The following is a 16746-nucleotide window of genomic DNA, read 5'->3' as shown; positions in this document are numbered from 1 at the left end:
AAGGGCCGCACAGCGGCCCCTGCGATTTATGTTGCGAAGCTGACATCCTGGGGCTGCCTTGCAGCCCTTTCGCGGCACAAGGCCGCTCCTACAGGGATTGCGCAGGGCTGGTCACCACTGGCGCTTGTCCGGGCGGGTCAGGCCGAGTTTCTCGATCTTGTAGCGCAGCATATCCCGCGACAGCCCCAGCAGACGTGCCGACTTGGTGACGTTCCAGTCGGTGCGATCAAGCGTGCGGCAGACCATGTCGCGCTCCATGTCCGGCAGGCTGGCGGCGCCCTGTGGCTCATGACGCGGCGCTTCGAACGCCAGCACCTGCGCCGGTTGCGCCTGTGGCTCGTCGACCAGGGTCAGGCACAGGTTCAGCTGATGGGCACCGATCACCTCGCTGGGCGCCAGCAGCACTGTCTGTTCGAGCATGTTGCGCAGTTCGCGCACGTTGCCCGGCCAGCCGTAGCCCAGCATCAGCGCCTCGGCCTCGGCCGAGAAACGCAGGTTGGGCTTGCCGTAGCGCCGCCCGTGGTGGGCCAGGAAATGCCGGGCCAGGCGCAGGATATCCTGCCCGCGCGCGTACAGGCGCGGCACCTTGAGGGCGATGATGCGCAGGCGGAAGAACAGGTCGCGGCGGAACTTGCCCTGCTGGACCATCTGCTCGAGGTTGCAGTTGGTGGCGCTGATCACCCGCAGGTCGACCTTGCGCTCCTTGACCGCGCCGATGCGGCGGATGGTGCGATCCTCCAGCAGCTTGAGCAGCTTGGCCTGCAGCACCAGGTCCATCTCGCCGATCTCGTCGAGGAACAAGGTGCCGCCGTCGGCCGCCTCGACCAGGCCCACACGGCGCTCCTTGGCGTCGGTGAAGGCGCCCTTTTCATGGCCGAACAGCTCGGCCTCCAGCAGGTTGGCAGGAATCGAGGCGCAGTTGAACTCGATGAACGGCCCCTTGGCCCGGCTGCCGTCGAAATGCAGGGCGCGGGCCACCAGTTCCTTGCCGGTGCCGGTCTCGCCCTCGACCAGCACCGGCGGCAGGTCGCCGCTGGCCATGCGCTGCTCGGCGTCGAGCAGCTGGCGCAGGGTGTGCTTGAGTTCGAGCATGGCCGGCGACTCGCCGATCAGCGCCTGCAGCCCGGACTTCTGCGCCTCGCGCTCCTGGTAGAACGACAGCGTGCGTTCCATGCGCTCGGCGGCCAGGGCCTTGTCCAGCATCAGCTTGAGCTCGGCCAGCACCACCGGCTTGGTCAGGTAGTGGAACGCCCCCTCCTTCATGGCCAGCACGGCGTCCTCGACGTTACCGTAACCGGTCATCATGATCACCTTGAGCTCCGGCGCCTGCGCCACCAGCGTGCGCAGCAGGTCGTGGCCGCTCATGCCGGGCAGCGAGTTGTCGGTCAGCACGGCGTCCGGCTGGGCGCGCTTGATCTGCTCCAACGCCAGCTCCGCGCTGTGGCACACCGTGACCTCGAAGCCTTTCAGGCTCAGGTAGGTGCGAATGTTATCGGCAAGGATTTCATCATCCTCGACCACCAGGATGCTGTGCTCCATGGTCCCCTCCCGCTGCAATGTTGAAAGTCAGGCTGACGCGGGTTCCTTCCTCTTCGCGGCTGGTCAGTTCGACCGCGCCGCCAAAGCGTTCCATGATCCGTTTGACCAGGGCCAGGCCGACACCCAGCCCGCCCTGCTTGGTGGTGAAGAACGGCTTGAACACCATGCGCCGCTGCTGCTCGCTCATGCCCTTGCCGGTGTCGCTGAGCTGCAGCTGGGCTTGCTGGCCCTCCAGCTGGCGCACCTCGGCGCGCAGCTCGCCGCCTTGGGGCATGGCCTCCAGGGCGTTGGCGAACAGGCTGTTGAGGATCTGCGTCAGCTGTAGCGGCTGGCTGGCCACCCATTGCACCGGTGGCCCGTCGAAGGCGAAACGCACGCCGTTGCGCTCGATCTGCGGGGCGAAGGTCTGGCGCGCATCTTCGATGGCCGCCACCAGGTCCACCGACTCGGGCTCGTCGCTGGCCGGGCGCAGCGATACCAGCAGGTCGCGGACCCAGCGCGACATGCGGTCGACCTGGGTGATGATATCGCCGATGTTCTTCTGCGCCGTCGGGCTGGCGATGTCCTGCGCCAGCTCCGCGCTGGAGCGGATGTTGGCCAACGGGTTGCGCAGGCTGTGGGCCACCGCCGAGGACATCTCGCCCAGGGCCACATAGGTCTCGCTGGCCACCAGGCGGTCCTGCTGGTGGCGCAGCAGGCTGGCGGCGCGGCGCACGATCCAGAACAGGCCGAAGTAGATCAGCGCCCCGCCGACCAGGGTCGAGGCCCAGATCAGCACATAGCCGCGCTGGATGCGCCGGACCAGGTCCTGGGGTTCCTTATAGATCTCGACCATCGCCAGTACCTGCTCGCCCTGGCTGTCGAACAGCGGGATGTAGTTCTCGATGAACAGGTGCCGGGGCTCGCGCTGGAACTTCTGCTCCTCGCGATCCTCATCGGCCTTGTGGTAGCTGGCCGATACCGACTGGCGCGAATGGAAGGCATGCTCCAGGTCGTCGTCCTCGTCGATGCGCTTGCCGATCAAGTTGGGGTTGGTCGACCAGACCACCAGGCGGTCGCGGGCATAGACATTGGCCAGCAGGGTGTCGGGCAGGTGTTCGACATGGTCGAGGAACTCGACCCGGGTCGACTCGGCCAGCTGCGGGGTGAACTGCAGGTGTTGCTGGTCCAGGCGCGGGTCAAGCAGCTCGCCCATGGTGATGCCCGGCGGCAGTTGCGAATGGCGCACTTCGGCCTGGGCCATGGCCTGGATGAACTGGGCGGTGAGCATGGCGTCGCGCTCGACGCTGTCACGCACCACGAAACGCGTCGAGACGTATCCCAGCCCGCCGGCGACCGAGGCGATGATCAGCAGGCTGACCAGCGAGAACCAGCGCAGCAGGTTGAACTCGCGCAGCGGCGCGGCCAGCCCGGTGGCGGAAGCGCCGGGCTTGTCGGGGGCATCGTTTTCGAGCGTCTGCATCGCGTCGCTCCCGCCTGGGGCCGATGAGGGCTATCGGCATGCCCTTGCTACCGGTGATAGCAAAGTGACTCCATTGAGGCCGGGCAGACGGTGCCACCTCAGGCCTGTGTCAGGTCTAGCAAAAAGTCAGCCAGCGCATTCAATATTTTGTTTTATGTTATAAATCATAGACTTAAATTTATTTCTTAATGCTGAGTATTGAAAAATTCCCCACTTCTGGGGAGTCGCACCCCATATTTCATAAAATGCTTTTAAAACAATACGTTAAGAAATTTATTTACAGTTAAACATCACGTTGCTGCGACGCGAAAATTCAACAGCACCCGTGTTCCCATCCCCTCGCGACTGCTCAACCGCACCGAGCCGCCAAAGCACTCCATGATCCGTTTGACCAGCATCAGTCCTACCCCCACGCCACCCTGCTTGGTGGTGAAAAATGGCCGGAAAGCCATGCGCTGCTGCTGCTCGCTCATACCCTTGCCGGTGTCCGAGAGGCGCAGGCTGAGGGTGCGCCGGTCGTGACGCATCACCTCCACGCGTAGCTCGCCACCCGCCTCCATCGACTCCAGGGCGTTGGCGATCAGGCTGCTGAAGATCTGCCCGAGCAAGGCCGGTTGGCCCAGCACCCGGACCGTCGGCAGGTCGGCCAGTACCAACCGCACGCCACCCTGTTGCAGCGCCTGGCCATGGGCCTGGAGGCTGTCGCGCAGGGCCTGGGCCACATCCACCGGCACAGCCTCGTCGCCGAGCGGGCGCAGCGACTGCAGCAGCTCGCGCACCCACTGCGACATACGGTCGACCTGGCTGATGATGTCGCTGATGTTCTTCTGCGCCGGGCCTTCATCGAACGCCTGGGCCAGCTCGGCGCTGGAGCGGATGCTCGCCAGCGGGTTGCGCAGGCTGTGCGCCACCGCCGACGACACCTCGCCCAGGGCGACGAAGGTTTCGTTGCCGATCAGCCGCTTCTGCTGCACCGCCATCAACCGGGCGGCGCGGCGCATGATGCCGTACAGGCCGACATAGACCAGGCCGACGCCCACGGCGATGGCCAGCCAGATCAGCAGCAGGCCGTGCTCGATGCGCACGATCAGGTCGTGGGGCTCCTTGTAGATCTCGACCATGGCCGTGACGTTCTCGCCGTCGGCATCGAACAGAGGGATGTAGTTCTCGATGAACAGCTGTTCGGGCGGGGTGACGAACTTCTGTTCGCTGCGCGCCTGCTCGAAGTCGTGGTAGCTGGCCGACACCCGCATCTTGTACTCGAAGGCTCGGTCGAGGTCGTCGTCCGACTCGATCAGCTTGCCGATCAGCGCCGGGTTGCTCGACCAGATCACCGTACGGTCGGGGGCGTAGATGTTGGCCAGGAGCATGTCCGGCAGGTGGGCGATATGGTCGAGGAACTCGCCCCGGGCCCGGCGCCGGGCCTCGGGGTCGACGTCCGACAGGGCGTGGTCGGTACGCGGGTCGAGCAATTCGCCCATGGTCCGCACGTTGGGGATCGATACATGGCGCACTTCGGCGTCGGCGATGGAGGTGATGAACTGCGCGGTGAGCAAGGCGTCGCGCTCGACGCTCTCGTCGATGATGAAGCGGCTGGAGATCAGGCCCAGCCCGACCCCCACCGAGAGGATGATGGCCAGGCTCACCCAGGCGTACCAGCGCAGCAGGTTGAACGGCTTGCGCGCCGGGCCGGCGTCGGCGGGCAGCAGTGTGTCGGGACGGGGGGCGAGGTCCATGGCGGGCTCCGCGGCTGGGCACCTCTAGAGGTTATAGCCCAGAGTTGGGGGAAGCATGGGGCTTGTGAAGGTCATGAGGTGATTGGCGCTGCAGAACCTACGGCGAACACCTCGAAAATCCCCCCCCTCAAAGCGGCGCATCCTCGGCCAACCCCCGCAGCAACCGATACTCACGCAACACCGCCGGCACATATCGCCGCGTCTCGGCAAACGGCGGCACCACCCGCCCCCGGCTGAGCACCGCGTCGGGCCCGGCATTGTAGGCCGCCACCGCCAGGGTGATGTCGTTGTCGAACAGCTTGAGCATGCGCTTGAGATAGCGCGCCCCGCCCTGCACGTTGGACGCCGGGTCCAGCACATCCGCGACGCCCATCTCCTTCGCCGTGTCCGGCATCAGCTGCATCAATCCCGCCGCGCCCTTGGCCGAACGGGCCTTGGGGTTGTAGCCGGACTCGGCCTTGATCAGCGCATGCAGCAGCGCCGGCGACACATCGTTGGCCAGGGCCGCGGCCGCCACCAGGTCGGCATAGGGCCGCCCGGTGACCAACTGGGCGTTGACCGGCCCACCCGTCACCCCGCGCTCCTTGATCACCCGTTCATAGTGCCGTCCTGGCCGATGCACATTGGACAGCACGAAGCCGCCCTTGCCATCGCTGGCGATGTAGATATCGGCCTGGGCGCCGAACGCCATCAGCCCTGCCGCCAGTCCCAGGATCAGTCCACGCATGTCGGTCGCCTCCCGCCGCAGAAGATCAAGAGTGGCCCCCGATGTGGGGGAAATGCCCCGTCGATCCGGGCTTTTCGGTTATGACGCAAGCGCCGTGCCGGTCGCCAGCGTGCATGGCGCAAGGGCCCGGCGCAGACGTGCACGGCTGTTGCATGACAGAGGCAAACGCACTGGAGGGTTTCACCATGCAGCGCAACATCCACGGCCAACGCGGCTTCACCCTGCTCGAACTGTTGGTGGTGCTGGTGGTGCTGGGCCTGCTGGCCGGCATCGTCGCGCCCAAGTACTTCAGCCAGCTGGGCCGTTCCGAGGCCAAGGTGGCACGGGCGCAGATCGAAGGCCTGGGCAAGGCCCTGGACCTCTATCGCCTGGAAGTGGGCCACTACCCCAGCAGCGAACAGGGCCTTCAGGCCCTGGTGGTCGCCCCCGGCGGCGAGGCGCGCTGGTCGGGGCCGTACCTGCAGAAAGCGGTGCCCCAGGACCCTTGGGGACGCCCCTATATCTACAAGCAGCCCGGCGAGAACGGCGGCGAGTACGACCTGCTGTCGATGGGCAAGGACGGCCAGCCCGGCGGTGACGGGGAAAACGCCGAAATCACCAGCTGGCAGTGAGGAGCCCGGCCATGCGCTATCAGCTCAAGGCCCTGGGCAGCCAGGGCGTGGTGCAATTGCAGGTCGAGGCCGAGGACAGCGAACAGGCCCGGCGCCAGGCCGAAGACCAGGGCTTGCGCGTGCTCAGCGTGCGCAGCCAGGGCCTCGCCCTGCGCCGCCGCCCGACGGCGTTCGACCTGATGCTGTTCAGCCAGGAGCTGGCCACCCTGCTCGGCGCCGGCCTGCCGCTGATCGACGCCCTCGAGAGCCTGGCCGAGAAAGCCCCGGGCGGCGCCACGCGCAAGACCCTGGAGCAGCTGGTGCGCCAGCTGTATGAGGGGCGCTCGCTGTCCCAGGCCCTGGCCCAGCAGCCACGGGTGTTCCCCGCCCTGTACGTGGCCCTGGTGCAGTCGAGCGAGCGCACCGGCGCCCTGGGCGACGCCCTGAACCGCTACATCGGCTATCGCCAGCGACTGGACCTGGTGCGCCAGAAGCTGGTCGGCGCTTCGGTCTATCCACTGCTGCTGTTGCTGGTGGGCGGCGGCGTGGTGCTGTTCCTGCTGGGCTATGTGGTGCCGCGCTTCAGCCTGGTGTTCGAGGGCATGGGCACCGAGCTGCCCTGGCTGTCGCGGGTGCTGATGCAGATCGGACTGTTCCTGCATGCCCAGCAACTGCCCCTGGGGCTGGGCACGCTCGCCGGCATCGGCGCGCTGGTCGCCCTGCGTCGCCACCCGGCGCTGCGCCGCGGCGCCGGCCGTCTGCTGCGGCGGGTACCGGCCCTGCACCAGCGCCTGGTGATGTACCAGCTGGCGCGCTTCTACCGCTCGCTGGGGATCCTCCTGCAAGGCGGCATTCCCATCCTCACCGCCCTGGGCATGGCCCGCGGGCTGCTGGGCAGCAGCGCGGCCGAAGGCCTGGAGCAGGCCAGCCGGCGGGTCGCCGAGGGCCTCCCGTTGTCCGATGCGCTGCAGGCCGGGCAACTGGTCACGCCGGTTTCGCTACGGCTGCTGCGCGCCGGTGAGCAGTCGGGCAACCTGGGCGAAATGCTCGAGCGCTGCGCGGACTTCCACGACCAGGAGATCGGCCGCTGGGTCGAATGGTTCGTCAAACTGTTCGAGCCCTTGCTGATGACCTTCATCGGCCTGCTGATCGGACTGATCGTGATCCTGATGTACATGCCGATCTTCGAGCTGGCGTCGAGCATTCACTGAGCGAGGTAGCAAATGGCCATGCGCATGGCTTAGCATCGCCAGTTTGCCCTTTGAGCCCTTGTATCGTGCCGCTTAGCCTGCCGACCCTGATCCTGGTCGCCGTTTTCATCCTGGCCCTGATGGGCATCCTGACCCTGCACGCCTGGCGGCGCTGCGCCAGCGACCCGAGCCTGGGCTACCTGGGCGCGATGCTGTTGATCTCGGGCCTGGGGGTCTGCCTGAACGCCCTGCGTGGGATTGGCGTGGACTACCTGGCCCTGGTGCTGGGCAACATCGTCCTGCTGGTCGGCACCGGCCTGGGCTGGACGGCCATGCGCGTGCTCGGCGGACGCAAACCGCACTGGCCGCTGCTGCTGGCCGGCGCCGTGTTCTGGGGGCTGTTCAGCCTGTGGCCGGGCTTTTACGGCGATCTCGGCCTGCGGGTGAAGGTGTATTCGCTGCTGACCCTGGGCTATACCGGCCTGAGCATCGGCGAGTTGCTGCGCCCACGGGTGCGCCTGCAGGTGTCCTACACCCCGACGTTGATCCTGACCACCCTGCATGCAACGCTCTACCTGATGCGCACGCTGCTCGAGGACGGTGTCGCCCTCGACCAGGCGATCAATAGCGGCGGCGCCAGCCCGGGTTTCTTCGCCTTCATTCTGTTCGAGTCGATGCTGTTCGCCATCGGCATCTCCTATGTGACCCTGGCGATGGTCCGCGAGCGCGCCGAGATCCTATTGCGCGCCGCGGCCTACAGCGACCCGCTGACCGGCATCGACAACCGCCGGGCGTTCATGGAGCGCGGCGCAGGCTTGCTGCATGACTGCGCGGCAGGCCAGGCACCGGTGGCGTTGCTGCTGTGCGACCTGGACCACTTCAAGCGCATCAACGACCGCTTCGGCCACCCCGTCGGGGACGAGGTGCTGCTGGCGTTCGCCCGGGAAACCGCTCGTCACCTGCGCCGGGACGACCTGTTTGCGCGCATCGGTGGCGAGGAGTTCGCCTGCCTGCTGCGTGGCGCAAGCGAAGCCGAGGCCGAACAGGTGGCACAGCGGATCTGCGCCGGGTTTTCCGGGCTGGCGCTGCTGGAGCCGGGGCTGCTGGGCGTGAGCATCGGCATCGTCAGCCAGCCGGCCGCGCAAGGTGAGCTGTCGCGGCTGCTGTCGATGGGCGACCGGGCGCTGTATGCGGCCAAGCAACAGGGACGTGGCCGGGTGTTGCGCTATGCCGAGGTGTCCTGACGGCCTCGATCCCTCTCAGTAGTCGAAGTGCTCCACCGCCCGCCGCCGCTCGTTGTCATCGCGCCGGTCATAGCTCGCCGTGGTCTGGATGTTGGCATGGTGCGCGAGCTTCTGCGCGATCGACAGGTCGTGCTCCTCGATCACCCGGGTGATGAACGCCCGGCGAAAATCATGGGGCATGATCTTGGCCCCCACCTGCGCTCCGCGCTGGCGGGCGATGTAGTAGATCGCGTGCTTGGTGATGCGCGCACGGGTGATATGGCTGCCGCGGCGGATGCGGTTGAACAGGAAGCTGTCGTCGCGCTCGCCGGCGGGCAGGTGCTCGCGACGCAGGTCGAGCCAGGCCTGTAGCTTGTCGAAGGCCCAGGCCGGGGCGTACTTGAGCAACTGGCGGTTGCCCTTGGCCAGCACCTGCACGCTGCGCTCCTGGAAGTCCACCTGGTCCAGGTCGACGTCCACCGATTCCGACTTGCGCATGCCGGTGCCGTAGAGCAGCGCCAGGATCGCCGCGTCGCGCACGCCCTGGGGGCGCGGGTCGGCGGCGCATACATCCATCAGTTCACGGATCAGGTTGCGCCGCAGGTTGCGCCCCGGAGGCAGGCGGCTGCCGCCGGCCGGCTTGACCTCGCGGATCATCAGCAACTGCTCGTGGTCGATCAGCCCCTGGCGCCAGGCCTCGTTCATCACCCCGCGCACGGCATTGACGTACAGCGAGGAGGTATTGGGCGCGTAACCATCGGCGCGCAGCGCCGCGACCAGGGCGATCACATGGCCGGGTTCGAGTCGGTGCCAGGGCACCTCGGCGATATCGCCATCGGCGAAACCCAGGCGGTCGGCGGCATCCTGCAGGATGTAGCGCATGGTCAGCTGGCTGGACGGGGCCAGGCGGGCAAGGTACTGCAGCAGCGGATTGCGCAGGAGGTCGGTCACAGCGGGGATCCTGTAGCAAAGCCGAATGCGCGGCGGGCGCAAGACGGCGCAAAACGAGTCATTTAAACCCTGATCAAGGTCAAAAGGACTATAAACAAAAAGAGTCATAATGACTTCATGCAGTGCCATCACCTTGATATTCAAGGCCTTTGAACGCTGGCATGGTTCGTGATGGTACCCCATTCAACCGCTCCGATCGAACCAAGGTCCCCGCCATGCTCGTCCAGCCGATCACCGCTCGCCCACGCCAGGCCCTCTGGGCCCTGGGTTTCCGTCCGTTCTTCCTCGGCGGTAGCCTGTTCGCCCTGCTCGCCCTGCTGCTGTGGGCCGGCGTGCTGGCCGGCGCGTTCCAGCTCGACCCGGCGGGCGGCATGCTCGCCTGGCACCGCCATGAAATGCTGTTCGGCTTCGCGGTGGCCATCGTCGCCGGTTTTCTGCTCACCGCCGTACAGAACTGGAGCGGCATCCCGGGCCTGAGCGGCCGACCACTGCAGGGGCTGTTCCTGCTCTGGCTGCTGGGCAGGGTCAGTTGGTTCCTGCCCTTGCCGACCTGGCTGCTGGTCCTGATCGAGGGTACCTTCCTGCCCCTGGTGGCGCTGGCCCTGGCCCGGCCGATCATCCAGCGGCGGCTGCGCAACAACTACCCCATCGTGGTCCTGGTGCTGCTGATCGCCGCTTGCCAGTGGCTGACCCTGGCCGGCGGGCTACAGGGCAACGAGGTGTGGCAACGGCGCGGCGTACTGGCCGGGCTGTGGCTGGTGGCGGCGATGATGAGCGTGATCGGCGGGCGGGTGATCCCGTTCTTCACCCGTCGCGGCCTGGGCAACATGAGCCCGGCGCCGGCCCGGCCCTGGCTGGATCGTGCCTGCCTGCTGGGCAGCGTGACGCTGCCGCTCACCTATGTACTGGGCTTCAACGATGCGCCGCAGCCACTGATGGCCGCGCTGTTCGCCGCCCTGGCGGTGCTGCACGGCGCGCGCCTGGCGCTGTGGCATGACCGTGGCCTGTGGCGGGTGCCGCTGCTGTGGTCACTGCATCTGGCCTACGCCTGGCTGATCCCGGCCTGCCTGGGCCTGGCGCTGTGGCATGCCGGGTTGGCGATCAATCCGAGCCTGGCCGCCCACGCCCTGACGGTCGGCGCCATGACCGGGCTGATCGTGGCGATGATGGCCCGGGTCAGCCTGGGGCATACCGGGCGGCCCCTGACGGTGCCGCGCAGCATTGGCTGGGCGTTCGCGCTGATCCAGCTCGCGGCGCTGGCCCGGGTCGTGGTGGTGCCGTTCACGCCGCTGGGGCTGGGGTTGTCGGTGCTGTTCGGCAGCGCCGCGCTGCTGCTGTTCCTTTGGCACTACCTGCCGATCCTGCTGCGGGCACGGGTGGATGGCATGCCGGGCTGAACGCCCCGCCTCGGCTGTCGCGCATTGCGTGGGAGCGGGCCTGCCCCGCGATAGTCTACAGTTCAACCCACGCCCATCCGCCAAGGGACCGCATGGCCTTCCACCACCTCACCCGCACCCATCCCCGCCTCAGCATCGCCACCCTGGCCGGCCTGCTCGGCGGCTGGCTGATCCCCGCTGGCGACACTGTGCAGCATATCCTCGCCGGCTGGAACCTCGGCGTCTGGCTGTACTTGGCCATGGTCCTGTGGCTGAGCCTGCGGGCCAATGCCGAGCGGGTGCGCAAGGTCGCCCGTATCGAGGATGAAAACGCCGGCCTGGTGCTGATCACCGTCTGCGTCTCGGCCATCGCCAGCCTGGCCGCCGTCACCCTGCAACTGGTGTCCAGCCGTGGCCTGGAGGGCGGCGCCCTGGCCCTGCACTACCTGTACACCGGGCTGACCGTGGCCGGTTCATGGCTGCTGATCGGCTGCATTTTCAGCCTGCATTATGCCCGGCTGTTCTACACCGGCGACCGCCATGAGCCGCCCCTGCGCTTTGCCGACGGCGAACGCAACCCGGACTACTGGGACTTTCACTACTTCTCGTTCACCATCAATGTCGCCGTGCAGACCTCGGACATCGGCGTCGCCGGCCGGGCCATGCGCCGGGTGGTGCTGGCTCACTCACTGGTAGGTTTCGTGTTCAACACGGCGATCCTCGGCTTTACCATCAACATCGCCGCCGGACTGCTCGGCTAGCACCCGCTGCGCGCAGGCGGCGATCCGCCGGCACACCTGCTCCAGCACATCGGCCTCCAGCACCAGCCCCAGGCGCAGGTGCCCCGCCGCACTCGGTCCGAAACCATCCCCCGGCAGCAGGGCCACGCCCTCCTCGTCCAGCAGGCGCTGGGCGAACACCTGGGCGCCGAGCCCGGTGCCACGGATATCGAGCATCACGAACATGCCCCCGGCCGGCCGATGGGCATGAATGCCCGGGCAACCCTCCAGCACCGCGCAAACCCGGTCACGCCGCTGCCGGTAGACCTCGCGCATCCGCCGCACGTCATCCCACGCCTGGTCCAGGGCCACGCAAGCCGCGTGCATGACGAACTCCGGCAGGCCGAACAGCATGCTCATGACCAGGGTACCGAGGTGCCTGGCAAACAGCGGCGGGCCGATCACCCAGCCGACCCGCCAGCCGCTCATGGCATGGGACTTGGACAGACTGCCGATGGACACGCAGCGCTCGGCCATGCCCGGCAGGCTCAACGGACTGGGCGCCTCACCTTCGTACAGCAGCGACTGGTAGACATCGTCGCAGACCAGCCACAGGTCATGCTCCCGACATAACTGCGCCAGGCGCTCCAGGTCGGCCTGGGCGATCACCGCGCCCGTCGGATTGTGCGGACTGTTGAGCAGCAGGCCCCGGGTGCGCGGGGTGATCGCCCTGGCCACCGCACCCGGATCCATGCGGAATCCCTGCTCCGGCCGCACCGCGACCTGCACGGCCCGCACACCGCAGGCACCGAACACGCCGTGATAGGTCACGTACATGGGCTCGGCGACGATCACCTCATCGCCGGCCTCGAACAGGCACTGAAAGGTCGCGAACAGACCACACTGCGCCCCTGCGGTCACCACCACCTGCGCGGGATCGATGGGCTGCCCGCTGTGGCGCACCACAGCCTCACGCAAGGCGAGACTGCCGCGCACGTCGCTGTAATGGGTGTCGCCGCGCCGCAGGCTGGCCACGGCGGCCTCGACCACCGGGCCCGGGGTATCGAAGTCGGGGTCGCCCACCGACAGCAGGAAGATTTCGCGCCCCTGGCGGCGTTGCTCCAGGGCCTGGTAGTGAATGTCCCAGGCGGCGACTGCATGGCCGGCAATACGTTGGGTGAGCGTGGAATAACGCATGACTGTCTCCCTGTCTGCCGGCCGGCACCGTTGGTCCGAAAAGCGCTGCCGATAAACATAGCAGAGCAACCATCGCTGCCAGCCGCCCGCCCACGGGGAAAACGTTTGCCCCGGCCGATATACACCCACCGTTCATCGTGACAGGACTGTGACCGCCGTCATGCATTAGTACATCTGCCATATTTTCCGGCGATTGCTGCCATGGCAGGTGCTATGGTTACAGTCCCGACAGGCCAGGACGGCCACAGTGCTACTGCTACGGAATCACCGCGTTCAGGACACGAACAAGGAGGCTGGCATGAACAAGATGACGTTCCCCAACGCCTGCCAGGTGATGCGCTGGCATTTCCATCCGCTGGGCTTCGAGGCCAGCATGGATGCCCCGCGCAGCATGGTCGCCCGGCTGTTCGACCGGGCCACTGGCGAAACCCTGCTGGCGATCGCCGGCATTCCCTGCGCCACCATCATGCCCGCCGCCGATGTCGAGCGGATCATCGAGGCGGTGGAGGCCGAGATGGAAACCTTCGACCTGCTCGCCGGGCCCATGCGCAGCGCCGTCTAGATTGCCTGTTCCTGGCGTGCCTTCAATGCCTGCAAGCCCTTCATGAACTGCTCGGGCGGCACCGGCTGGCCAAGCAGGTAGCCCTGCAGCGAGTCGCAACCCAGGCGGGTCAGGAAATCCTGCTGGCGGTCGGTTTCCACCCCTTCGGCGACAATCCGCAAGCCCAGCGCCTGGCCCAGGGCGACGATGGCCGAGACGATCGCCGCATCGTCGCTGTCCTGTTCCAGATCGCGCACAAAGCCGCGGTCGATCTTCAGCTCGTTGGCCGGCAGGCGCTTGAGGTACATCAGGCTGGAATAGCCGGTGCCGAAATCGTCGATGGACAAATCCACGCCCATGTCCGACAGGCGCTGCAGCACATGCAGGCTGGCGTCGGCATCGCGCATGGCGGTGGTCTCGGTGATTTCCAGGGTCAGGCGGTTGGCCGGCAGGCCGTTCTCGTTCAGCGCCTGGGCCACACTGTCGACCAGCCCGGCATGGCAGAACTGGATGGCCGACAGGTTGACCGCGATCCGCCAGTCGTCGTTGCCCTGATCGAGCCACTGGCGCATCTGCCGGCAGGCTTCGCCCAGTACCCACTCGCCGATCGGAATGATCAGGCCGGTCTTCTCGGCCAGGCCGATGAAGCGGTCCGGCAGCATCAGGCCATGTAGCGGGTGCTCCCAGCGCAGCAGGGCCTCGGCGCCGATGGGCTGGCGCTGCACGGCGTCGAACTTGGGCTGGTAGTACAGGCGGAACTGGTTGTGCTCCAGGGCCGTGCGCAAATCCTGCAGCAACTGCAATTGCTGGCGCGCGTTGCTGTTCATCGAGGCGTCGAAGAAGCTGTAGCCGTTCTTGCCGGCGCTCTTGGCGTGATACATGGCCGCGTCGGCGTTGCGCAGCAGCTCGTGCTGGTCGAGGCCGTTGCCCGGGTACAGCACGATACCCAGGCTTGCCGACAGTTGCAGGTCGTGCTCGGCCACGCGGAACGGCCTGGCCATCAGGTTGACCTGCTTGACCGCGACGTTCATGGCGTCGTCCGGCTCGTCCAGCTCCACCAGCAGCACGAACTCGTCGCCGCCGATCCGCGCCAGGGTGTCCTGGCTGTGCAGATGGCCGCGCAGGCGGGCCGCCACGGCCTTGAGCAACAGGTCGCCGACATGGTGGCCGAAGGCGTCGTTGACCGGCTTGAAGCCGTCCAGGTCGATGAACATCAGGGCGAAGCAGCCGCCCTGCTCCGCCACCCGGCCCATGGCCTGGTCGATCCGGTCGGCCAGCAGCGTGCGGTTGGGCAGCCCGGTCAGGGTGTCGTGCAAGGCCAGCTGGGTCAGTTCCTGGTTGGCCAGGGTCAGCGAACGCGCCAGCTCCGCCGTGCGCGCTTCCAGACGCGCGTCCAGCACCGAGGTGAGCAGGGCCACCGCTAGCACCGCCAGGGTGGTGATCAGCACCAGGTAGTCCAGGCCGTCGCCGGCAAGGCCCGTGGCCAGCGCGCCACAGAAGCTGCCCGCCGGGAAGTTGGCCGCGGCCATGCCGGTGTAGTGCATGCCGACGATGGCGATGCCCATCACCACTGCCGCGAGGCCACGGAACTGACGCACATAGGGCGTGTGCTGGCGCAGGCGGAAGGCAATCCACAGCGCCGCCGCCGACGCGCCTACGGCGATGGCCAGCGACGCGCCGAACAGCGTCGGGTCGTAGTCGATGCCCGGCTGCATGCGCAGCGCGGCCATGCCCATGTAGTGCATGCAGGCGATGCCGGTGCCCATGATCACGGCACCGAACGCCAGCTGCAGCCACGGCAGCTTCGGCTGGCTCACCAGCCACAGGGCGAAGCCCGAGGAGGCCACCGCGATCAGCAGCGAAAAGGCCGTCAGGGCGGTGTCATAGCCCAGCTCGATCGGCAGGCTGAATGCCAGCATGCCGATGAAGTGCATCGACCAGATGCCGATGCCCATGGCGAACGCCCCGCCGCCCATCCACAGGTACACCGCCCGCCCCTTGGCCGTGGCGATGCGCCCGGTAAGGTCCAGGGCCGTATAGGAGGCAAGGATGGCCACGCACAGCGAGATCAACACCAGCGAGGAGGAGTAACTACCGATCAGCATTCGCACTTCCAGGAACAGGCCGAGGGACGGCCCGGGAAAAGCCGATAATTGTACTCAAGCTTTGGCGAAACGCACGGGGTTTTCGCGAGGCTGAATGGATCCAATGAACAGCGAGAGACGCCGCAGGGACTGGGCTAGAGCGCATCGCCCAGCAATTGAAGGCATATTGCCACTTGTCGTCTCGGGCCTCATCGCGGGGCAAGCCCGCTCCCACGCCATCACCCAGCTCAGTCAGCCTTGTATCAACGTGGGAGCGGGCTTGCCCCGCGATAGCGTCACGACAAAACCCAAGCCAAGCGACTCCAGCTATTCTCAACAGGCTGACACCCTGCAATCACGCTGCCCCAGGAGCTCGCAATGGCCACAGCACCCCATCGGGCAGCGTTACTCTCCCTGCTCGTCCTCGCACTGTCGCTGACTACTGGCTGTTCGAACAAACACGCCACCACCCGCTACGCGGCCCAAGGCTCCAACTGCTACGCCAAGGCCCTGCCCAGCAGTGGCGAGGGCGGCCTGGCCTTCGGCCCCACCCTCGCCATGGCCAGCAAGAAGTCACTGGCCAGCTGCGTGCGCTACGCCGGCAGGTCGGGCGGCACGCCGCATACCTGCCAGGTCGTCGTGGCCAAGTGCAAAGGCTGAGCTAGCCCAGCGCCTCCTCGATCAACGCGGCGACCTCCTTGGCCCGCGAGGCCAGCGACGCGTGGCTGGCATCCAGGGTGATGACCTTGCGCGCCTTCAACCGCGCCGACATCATCTGCTGGTTGGCCGGCGCGATCATGTGATCCTGGCTGGAGACCTGATACCACGACGGTTTGTGCTTCCACGCAGGATCAACGATGGTATCGCCAAAGGTGCTCGCCAGCGGCGCCTTCTGCGTCACCGCCATGACCAGCGCCTCATCCGCCGACAGGTCCTGGCAGAAGCTCTCGTGGAACTTGTCGGCCTTGATCCACAGGTAGCCGTCGCTGTCCGGCGCCAGGTTCGGCGCTGCCACGGGCGGATGCTGCTGGGTCAGTGCGCCTGGGCTCTCGCCCGCATCGGGTGCGAAGGCCGCGATGTAGACCAACCCCGTTACATTGGCCTGATTGCCCGCCTGGGTGATCACCGCCCCGCCATAGGAATGCCCGACCAGCAGCACCGGCCCGCCAACCTGCGCCACCATCTTGCGCGTGCGCTCGGCGTCGTCCGCCAGGGAGGTCAGCGGCAGCTCCACGGCGCGGACATCCTTTATGCCCTTGCGCGCCAGCTCGACGATCACCTTGCCCCAATGGGCGGCACCGCCCCAGAAACCATGTACCAATACGACTGTAGGCTTGCTCATGGATGAACACCTTCGCTAGGGAAACAGGGATGTGATTCGCCGCAACAGCATAGGCCACCGATTACCGCG

Annotated in this window: 15 protein-coding genes; 7 read left to right on the top strand and 8 right to left on the bottom strand. The window is 66.8% G+C overall.

Annotated elements, in window-relative coordinates:
• Positions 1-111 precede the first annotated feature (111 nt).
• The 4 genes from HU751_RS06365 to HU751_RS06350 all read right to left on the bottom strand — a co-directional run bounded on the left by HU751_RS06365 (position 112) and on the right by HU751_RS06350 (position 5464).
• The gene (locus tag HU751_RS06365) at positions 112-1539 is read right to left on the bottom strand and encodes a sigma-54-dependent transcriptional regulator (RefSeq protein WP_186735165.1); all 1428 of its coding nucleotides are present in this window, start codon (positions 1537-1539) and stop codon (positions 112-114) included.
• Complete coding sequence (locus HU751_RS06360) at positions 1508-3001, bottom strand: sensor histidine kinase (protein ID WP_186735167.1); 1494 nt, start codon at positions 2999-3001, stop codon at positions 1508-1510. The genes HU751_RS06365 and HU751_RS06360 overlap by 32 nt, the downstream gene beginning before the upstream one ends.
• A gap of 290 nt (positions 3002-3291) precedes the next feature.
• Complete coding sequence (locus HU751_RS06355) at positions 3292-4737, bottom strand: sensor histidine kinase (RefSeq protein WP_186735170.1); 1446 nt, start codon at positions 4735-4737, stop codon at positions 3292-3294.
• A gap of 127 nt (positions 4738-4864) precedes the next feature.
• Positions 4865-5464: a lytic transglycosylase domain-containing protein gene (locus HU751_RS06350; RefSeq protein ID WP_186735172.1), complete on the bottom strand. Its 600-nt coding sequence runs from the start codon at positions 5462-5464 to the stop codon at positions 4865-4867.
• Between the two features lie 185 nt (positions 5465-5649).
• On the opposite strand from HU751_RS06350, the gene gspG reads away from it, so the two are divergent.
• The 3 genes from gspG (at position 5650) to HU751_RS06335 (ending at position 8488) form a co-directional block, all read left to right on the top strand.
• The gene (gspG, locus tag HU751_RS06345) at positions 5650-6075 is read left to right on the top strand and encodes a type II secretion system major pseudopilin GspG (RefSeq protein ID WP_050705945.1); all 426 of its coding nucleotides are present in this window, start codon (positions 5650-5652) and stop codon (positions 6073-6075) included.
• A gap of 11 nt (positions 6076-6086) precedes the next feature.
• Complete coding sequence (locus HU751_RS06340) at positions 6087-7265, top strand: type II secretion system F family protein (protein WP_186735174.1); 1179 nt, start codon at positions 6087-6089, stop codon at positions 7263-7265.
• A gap of 65 nt (positions 7266-7330) precedes the next feature.
• Positions 7331-8488, top strand: coding sequence for a GGDEF domain-containing protein (locus HU751_RS06335; RefSeq protein WP_186735176.1), 1158 nt, complete (start codon positions 7331-7333; stop codon positions 8486-8488).
• Positions 8489-8503: 15 nt separating this feature from the next.
• Here HU751_RS06335 and HU751_RS06330 read toward each other — a convergent pair whose 3' ends face one another.
• Positions 8504-9418, bottom strand: a complete 915-nt coding sequence (locus HU751_RS06330) for a site-specific integrase (RefSeq protein ID WP_186735179.1) — start codon at positions 9416-9418, stop codon at positions 8504-8506.
• A 215-nt stretch (positions 9419-9633) separates the two neighbouring features.
• Here HU751_RS06330 and HU751_RS06325 point away from each other — a divergent pair, with 215 nt between their 5' ends.
• Both HU751_RS06325 and HU751_RS06320 read left to right on the top strand, forming a co-directional pair.
• Positions 9634-10815 (top strand): NnrS family protein, encoded by a 1182-nt coding sequence (locus HU751_RS06325; protein ID WP_186735181.1) that lies wholly within the window; start codon positions 9634-9636, stop codon positions 10813-10815.
• A 92-nt stretch (positions 10816-10907) separates the two neighbouring features.
• A complete protein-coding gene (locus tag HU751_RS06320) occupies positions 10908-11555 on the top strand; it encodes a DUF1345 domain-containing protein (protein ID WP_062574194.1) in 648 nt (215 codons plus the stop codon).
• On the opposite strand, the gene HU751_RS06315 is transcribed toward HU751_RS06320, so the two are convergent.
• Positions 11481-12710 carry a pyridoxal phosphate-dependent aminotransferase gene (locus HU751_RS06315; protein ID WP_186735183.1) on the bottom strand — a complete coding sequence of 410 codons (1230 nt, stop codon included), beginning with the start codon at positions 12708-12710 and terminating at the stop codon, positions 11481-11483. The two genes, HU751_RS06320 and HU751_RS06315, sit on opposite strands and share 75 nt — an antisense overlap.
• A gap of 298 nt (positions 12711-13008) precedes the next feature.
• On the opposite strand from HU751_RS06315, the gene HU751_RS06310 reads away from it, so the two are divergent.
• Positions 13009-13272, top strand: a complete 264-nt coding sequence (locus tag HU751_RS06310) for a DUF1652 domain-containing protein (protein ID WP_186714368.1) — start codon at positions 13009-13011, stop codon at positions 13270-13272.
• Here HU751_RS06310 and HU751_RS06305 read toward each other — a convergent pair.
• Positions 13269-15356: a putative bifunctional diguanylate cyclase/phosphodiesterase gene (locus HU751_RS06305; RefSeq protein ID WP_186735185.1), complete on the bottom strand. Its 2088-nt coding sequence runs from the start codon at positions 15354-15356 to the stop codon at positions 13269-13271. The two genes, HU751_RS06310 and HU751_RS06305, sit on opposite strands and share 4 nt — an antisense overlap.
• A 357-nt stretch (positions 15357-15713) precedes the next feature.
• Between HU751_RS06305 and HU751_RS06300 the strand changes: the two genes are divergently transcribed.
• Positions 15714-15995, top strand: a complete 282-nt coding sequence (locus tag HU751_RS06300) for a hypothetical protein (protein ID WP_186735187.1) — start codon at positions 15714-15716, stop codon at positions 15993-15995.
• Between the two features lies 1 nt (position 15996).
• Here the strand turns inward: HU751_RS06300 and HU751_RS06295 are convergent, their stop codons facing one another.
• Positions 15997-16677 carry an alpha/beta hydrolase gene (locus HU751_RS06295; protein ID WP_186735189.1) on the bottom strand — a complete coding sequence of 227 codons (681 nt, stop codon included), beginning with the start codon at positions 16675-16677 and terminating at the stop codon, positions 15997-15999.
• Between the last annotated feature and the right edge of the window lie 69 nt (positions 16678-16746).

Origin of the sequence: Pseudomonas peradeniyensis (assembly GCF_014268935.2) — a bacterium.
Classification (GTDB): Bacteria; Pseudomonadota; Gammaproteobacteria; order Pseudomonadales; family Pseudomonadaceae; genus Aquipseudomonas; species Aquipseudomonas peradeniyensis.
This window is presented reverse-complemented; position numbering and strand designations above follow the sequence as displayed.

Bases quoted from the DNA above. Each gene is read 5' to 3' on its own strand.
- HU751_RS06365 (WP_186735165.1), bottom strand. From the start codon at position 1,539: ATGGAGCACAGCATCCTGGTGGTCGAGGATGATGAAATCCTTGCCGAT.
- HU751_RS06360 (WP_186735167.1), bottom strand. From the start codon at position 3,001: ATGCAGACGCTCGAAAACGATGCCCCCGACAAGCCCGGCGCTTCCGCC.
- HU751_RS06355 (WP_186735170.1), bottom strand. From the start codon at position 4,737: ATGGACCTCGCCCCCCGTCCCGACACACTGCTGCCCGCCGACGCCGGC.
- HU751_RS06350 (WP_186735172.1), bottom strand. From the start codon at position 5,464: ATGCGTGGACTGATCCTGGGACTGGCGGCAGGGCTGATGGCGTTCGGC.
- gspG (WP_050705945.1), top strand. From the start codon at position 5,650: ATGCAGCGCAACATCCACGGCCAACGCGGCTTCACCCTGCTCGAACTG.
- HU751_RS06340 (WP_186735174.1), top strand. From the start codon at position 6,087: ATGCGCTATCAGCTCAAGGCCCTGGGCAGCCAGGGCGTGGTGCAATTG.
- HU751_RS06325 (WP_186735181.1), top strand. From the start codon at position 9,634: ATGCTCGTCCAGCCGATCACCGCTCGCCCACGCCAGGCCCTCTGGGCC.
- HU751_RS06320 (WP_062574194.1), top strand. From the start codon at position 10,908: ATGGCCTTCCACCACCTCACCCGCACCCATCCCCGCCTCAGCATCGCC.
- HU751_RS06315 (WP_186735183.1), bottom strand. From the start codon at position 12,710: ATGCGTTATTCCACGCTCACCCAACGTATTGCCGGCCATGCAGTCGCC.
- HU751_RS06310 (WP_186714368.1), top strand. From the start codon at position 13,009: ATGAACAAGATGACGTTCCCCAACGCCTGCCAGGTGATGCGCTGGCAT.
- HU751_RS06305 (WP_186735185.1), bottom strand. From the start codon at position 15,356: ATGCTGATCGGTAGTTACTCCTCCTCGCTGGTGTTGATCTCGCTGTGC.
- HU751_RS06300 (WP_186735187.1), top strand. From the start codon at position 15,714: ATGGCCACAGCACCCCATCGGGCAGCGTTACTCTCCCTGCTCGTCCTC.
- HU751_RS06295 (WP_186735189.1), bottom strand. From the start codon at position 16,677: ATGAGCAAGCCTACAGTCGTATTGGTACATGGTTTCTGGGGCGGTGCC.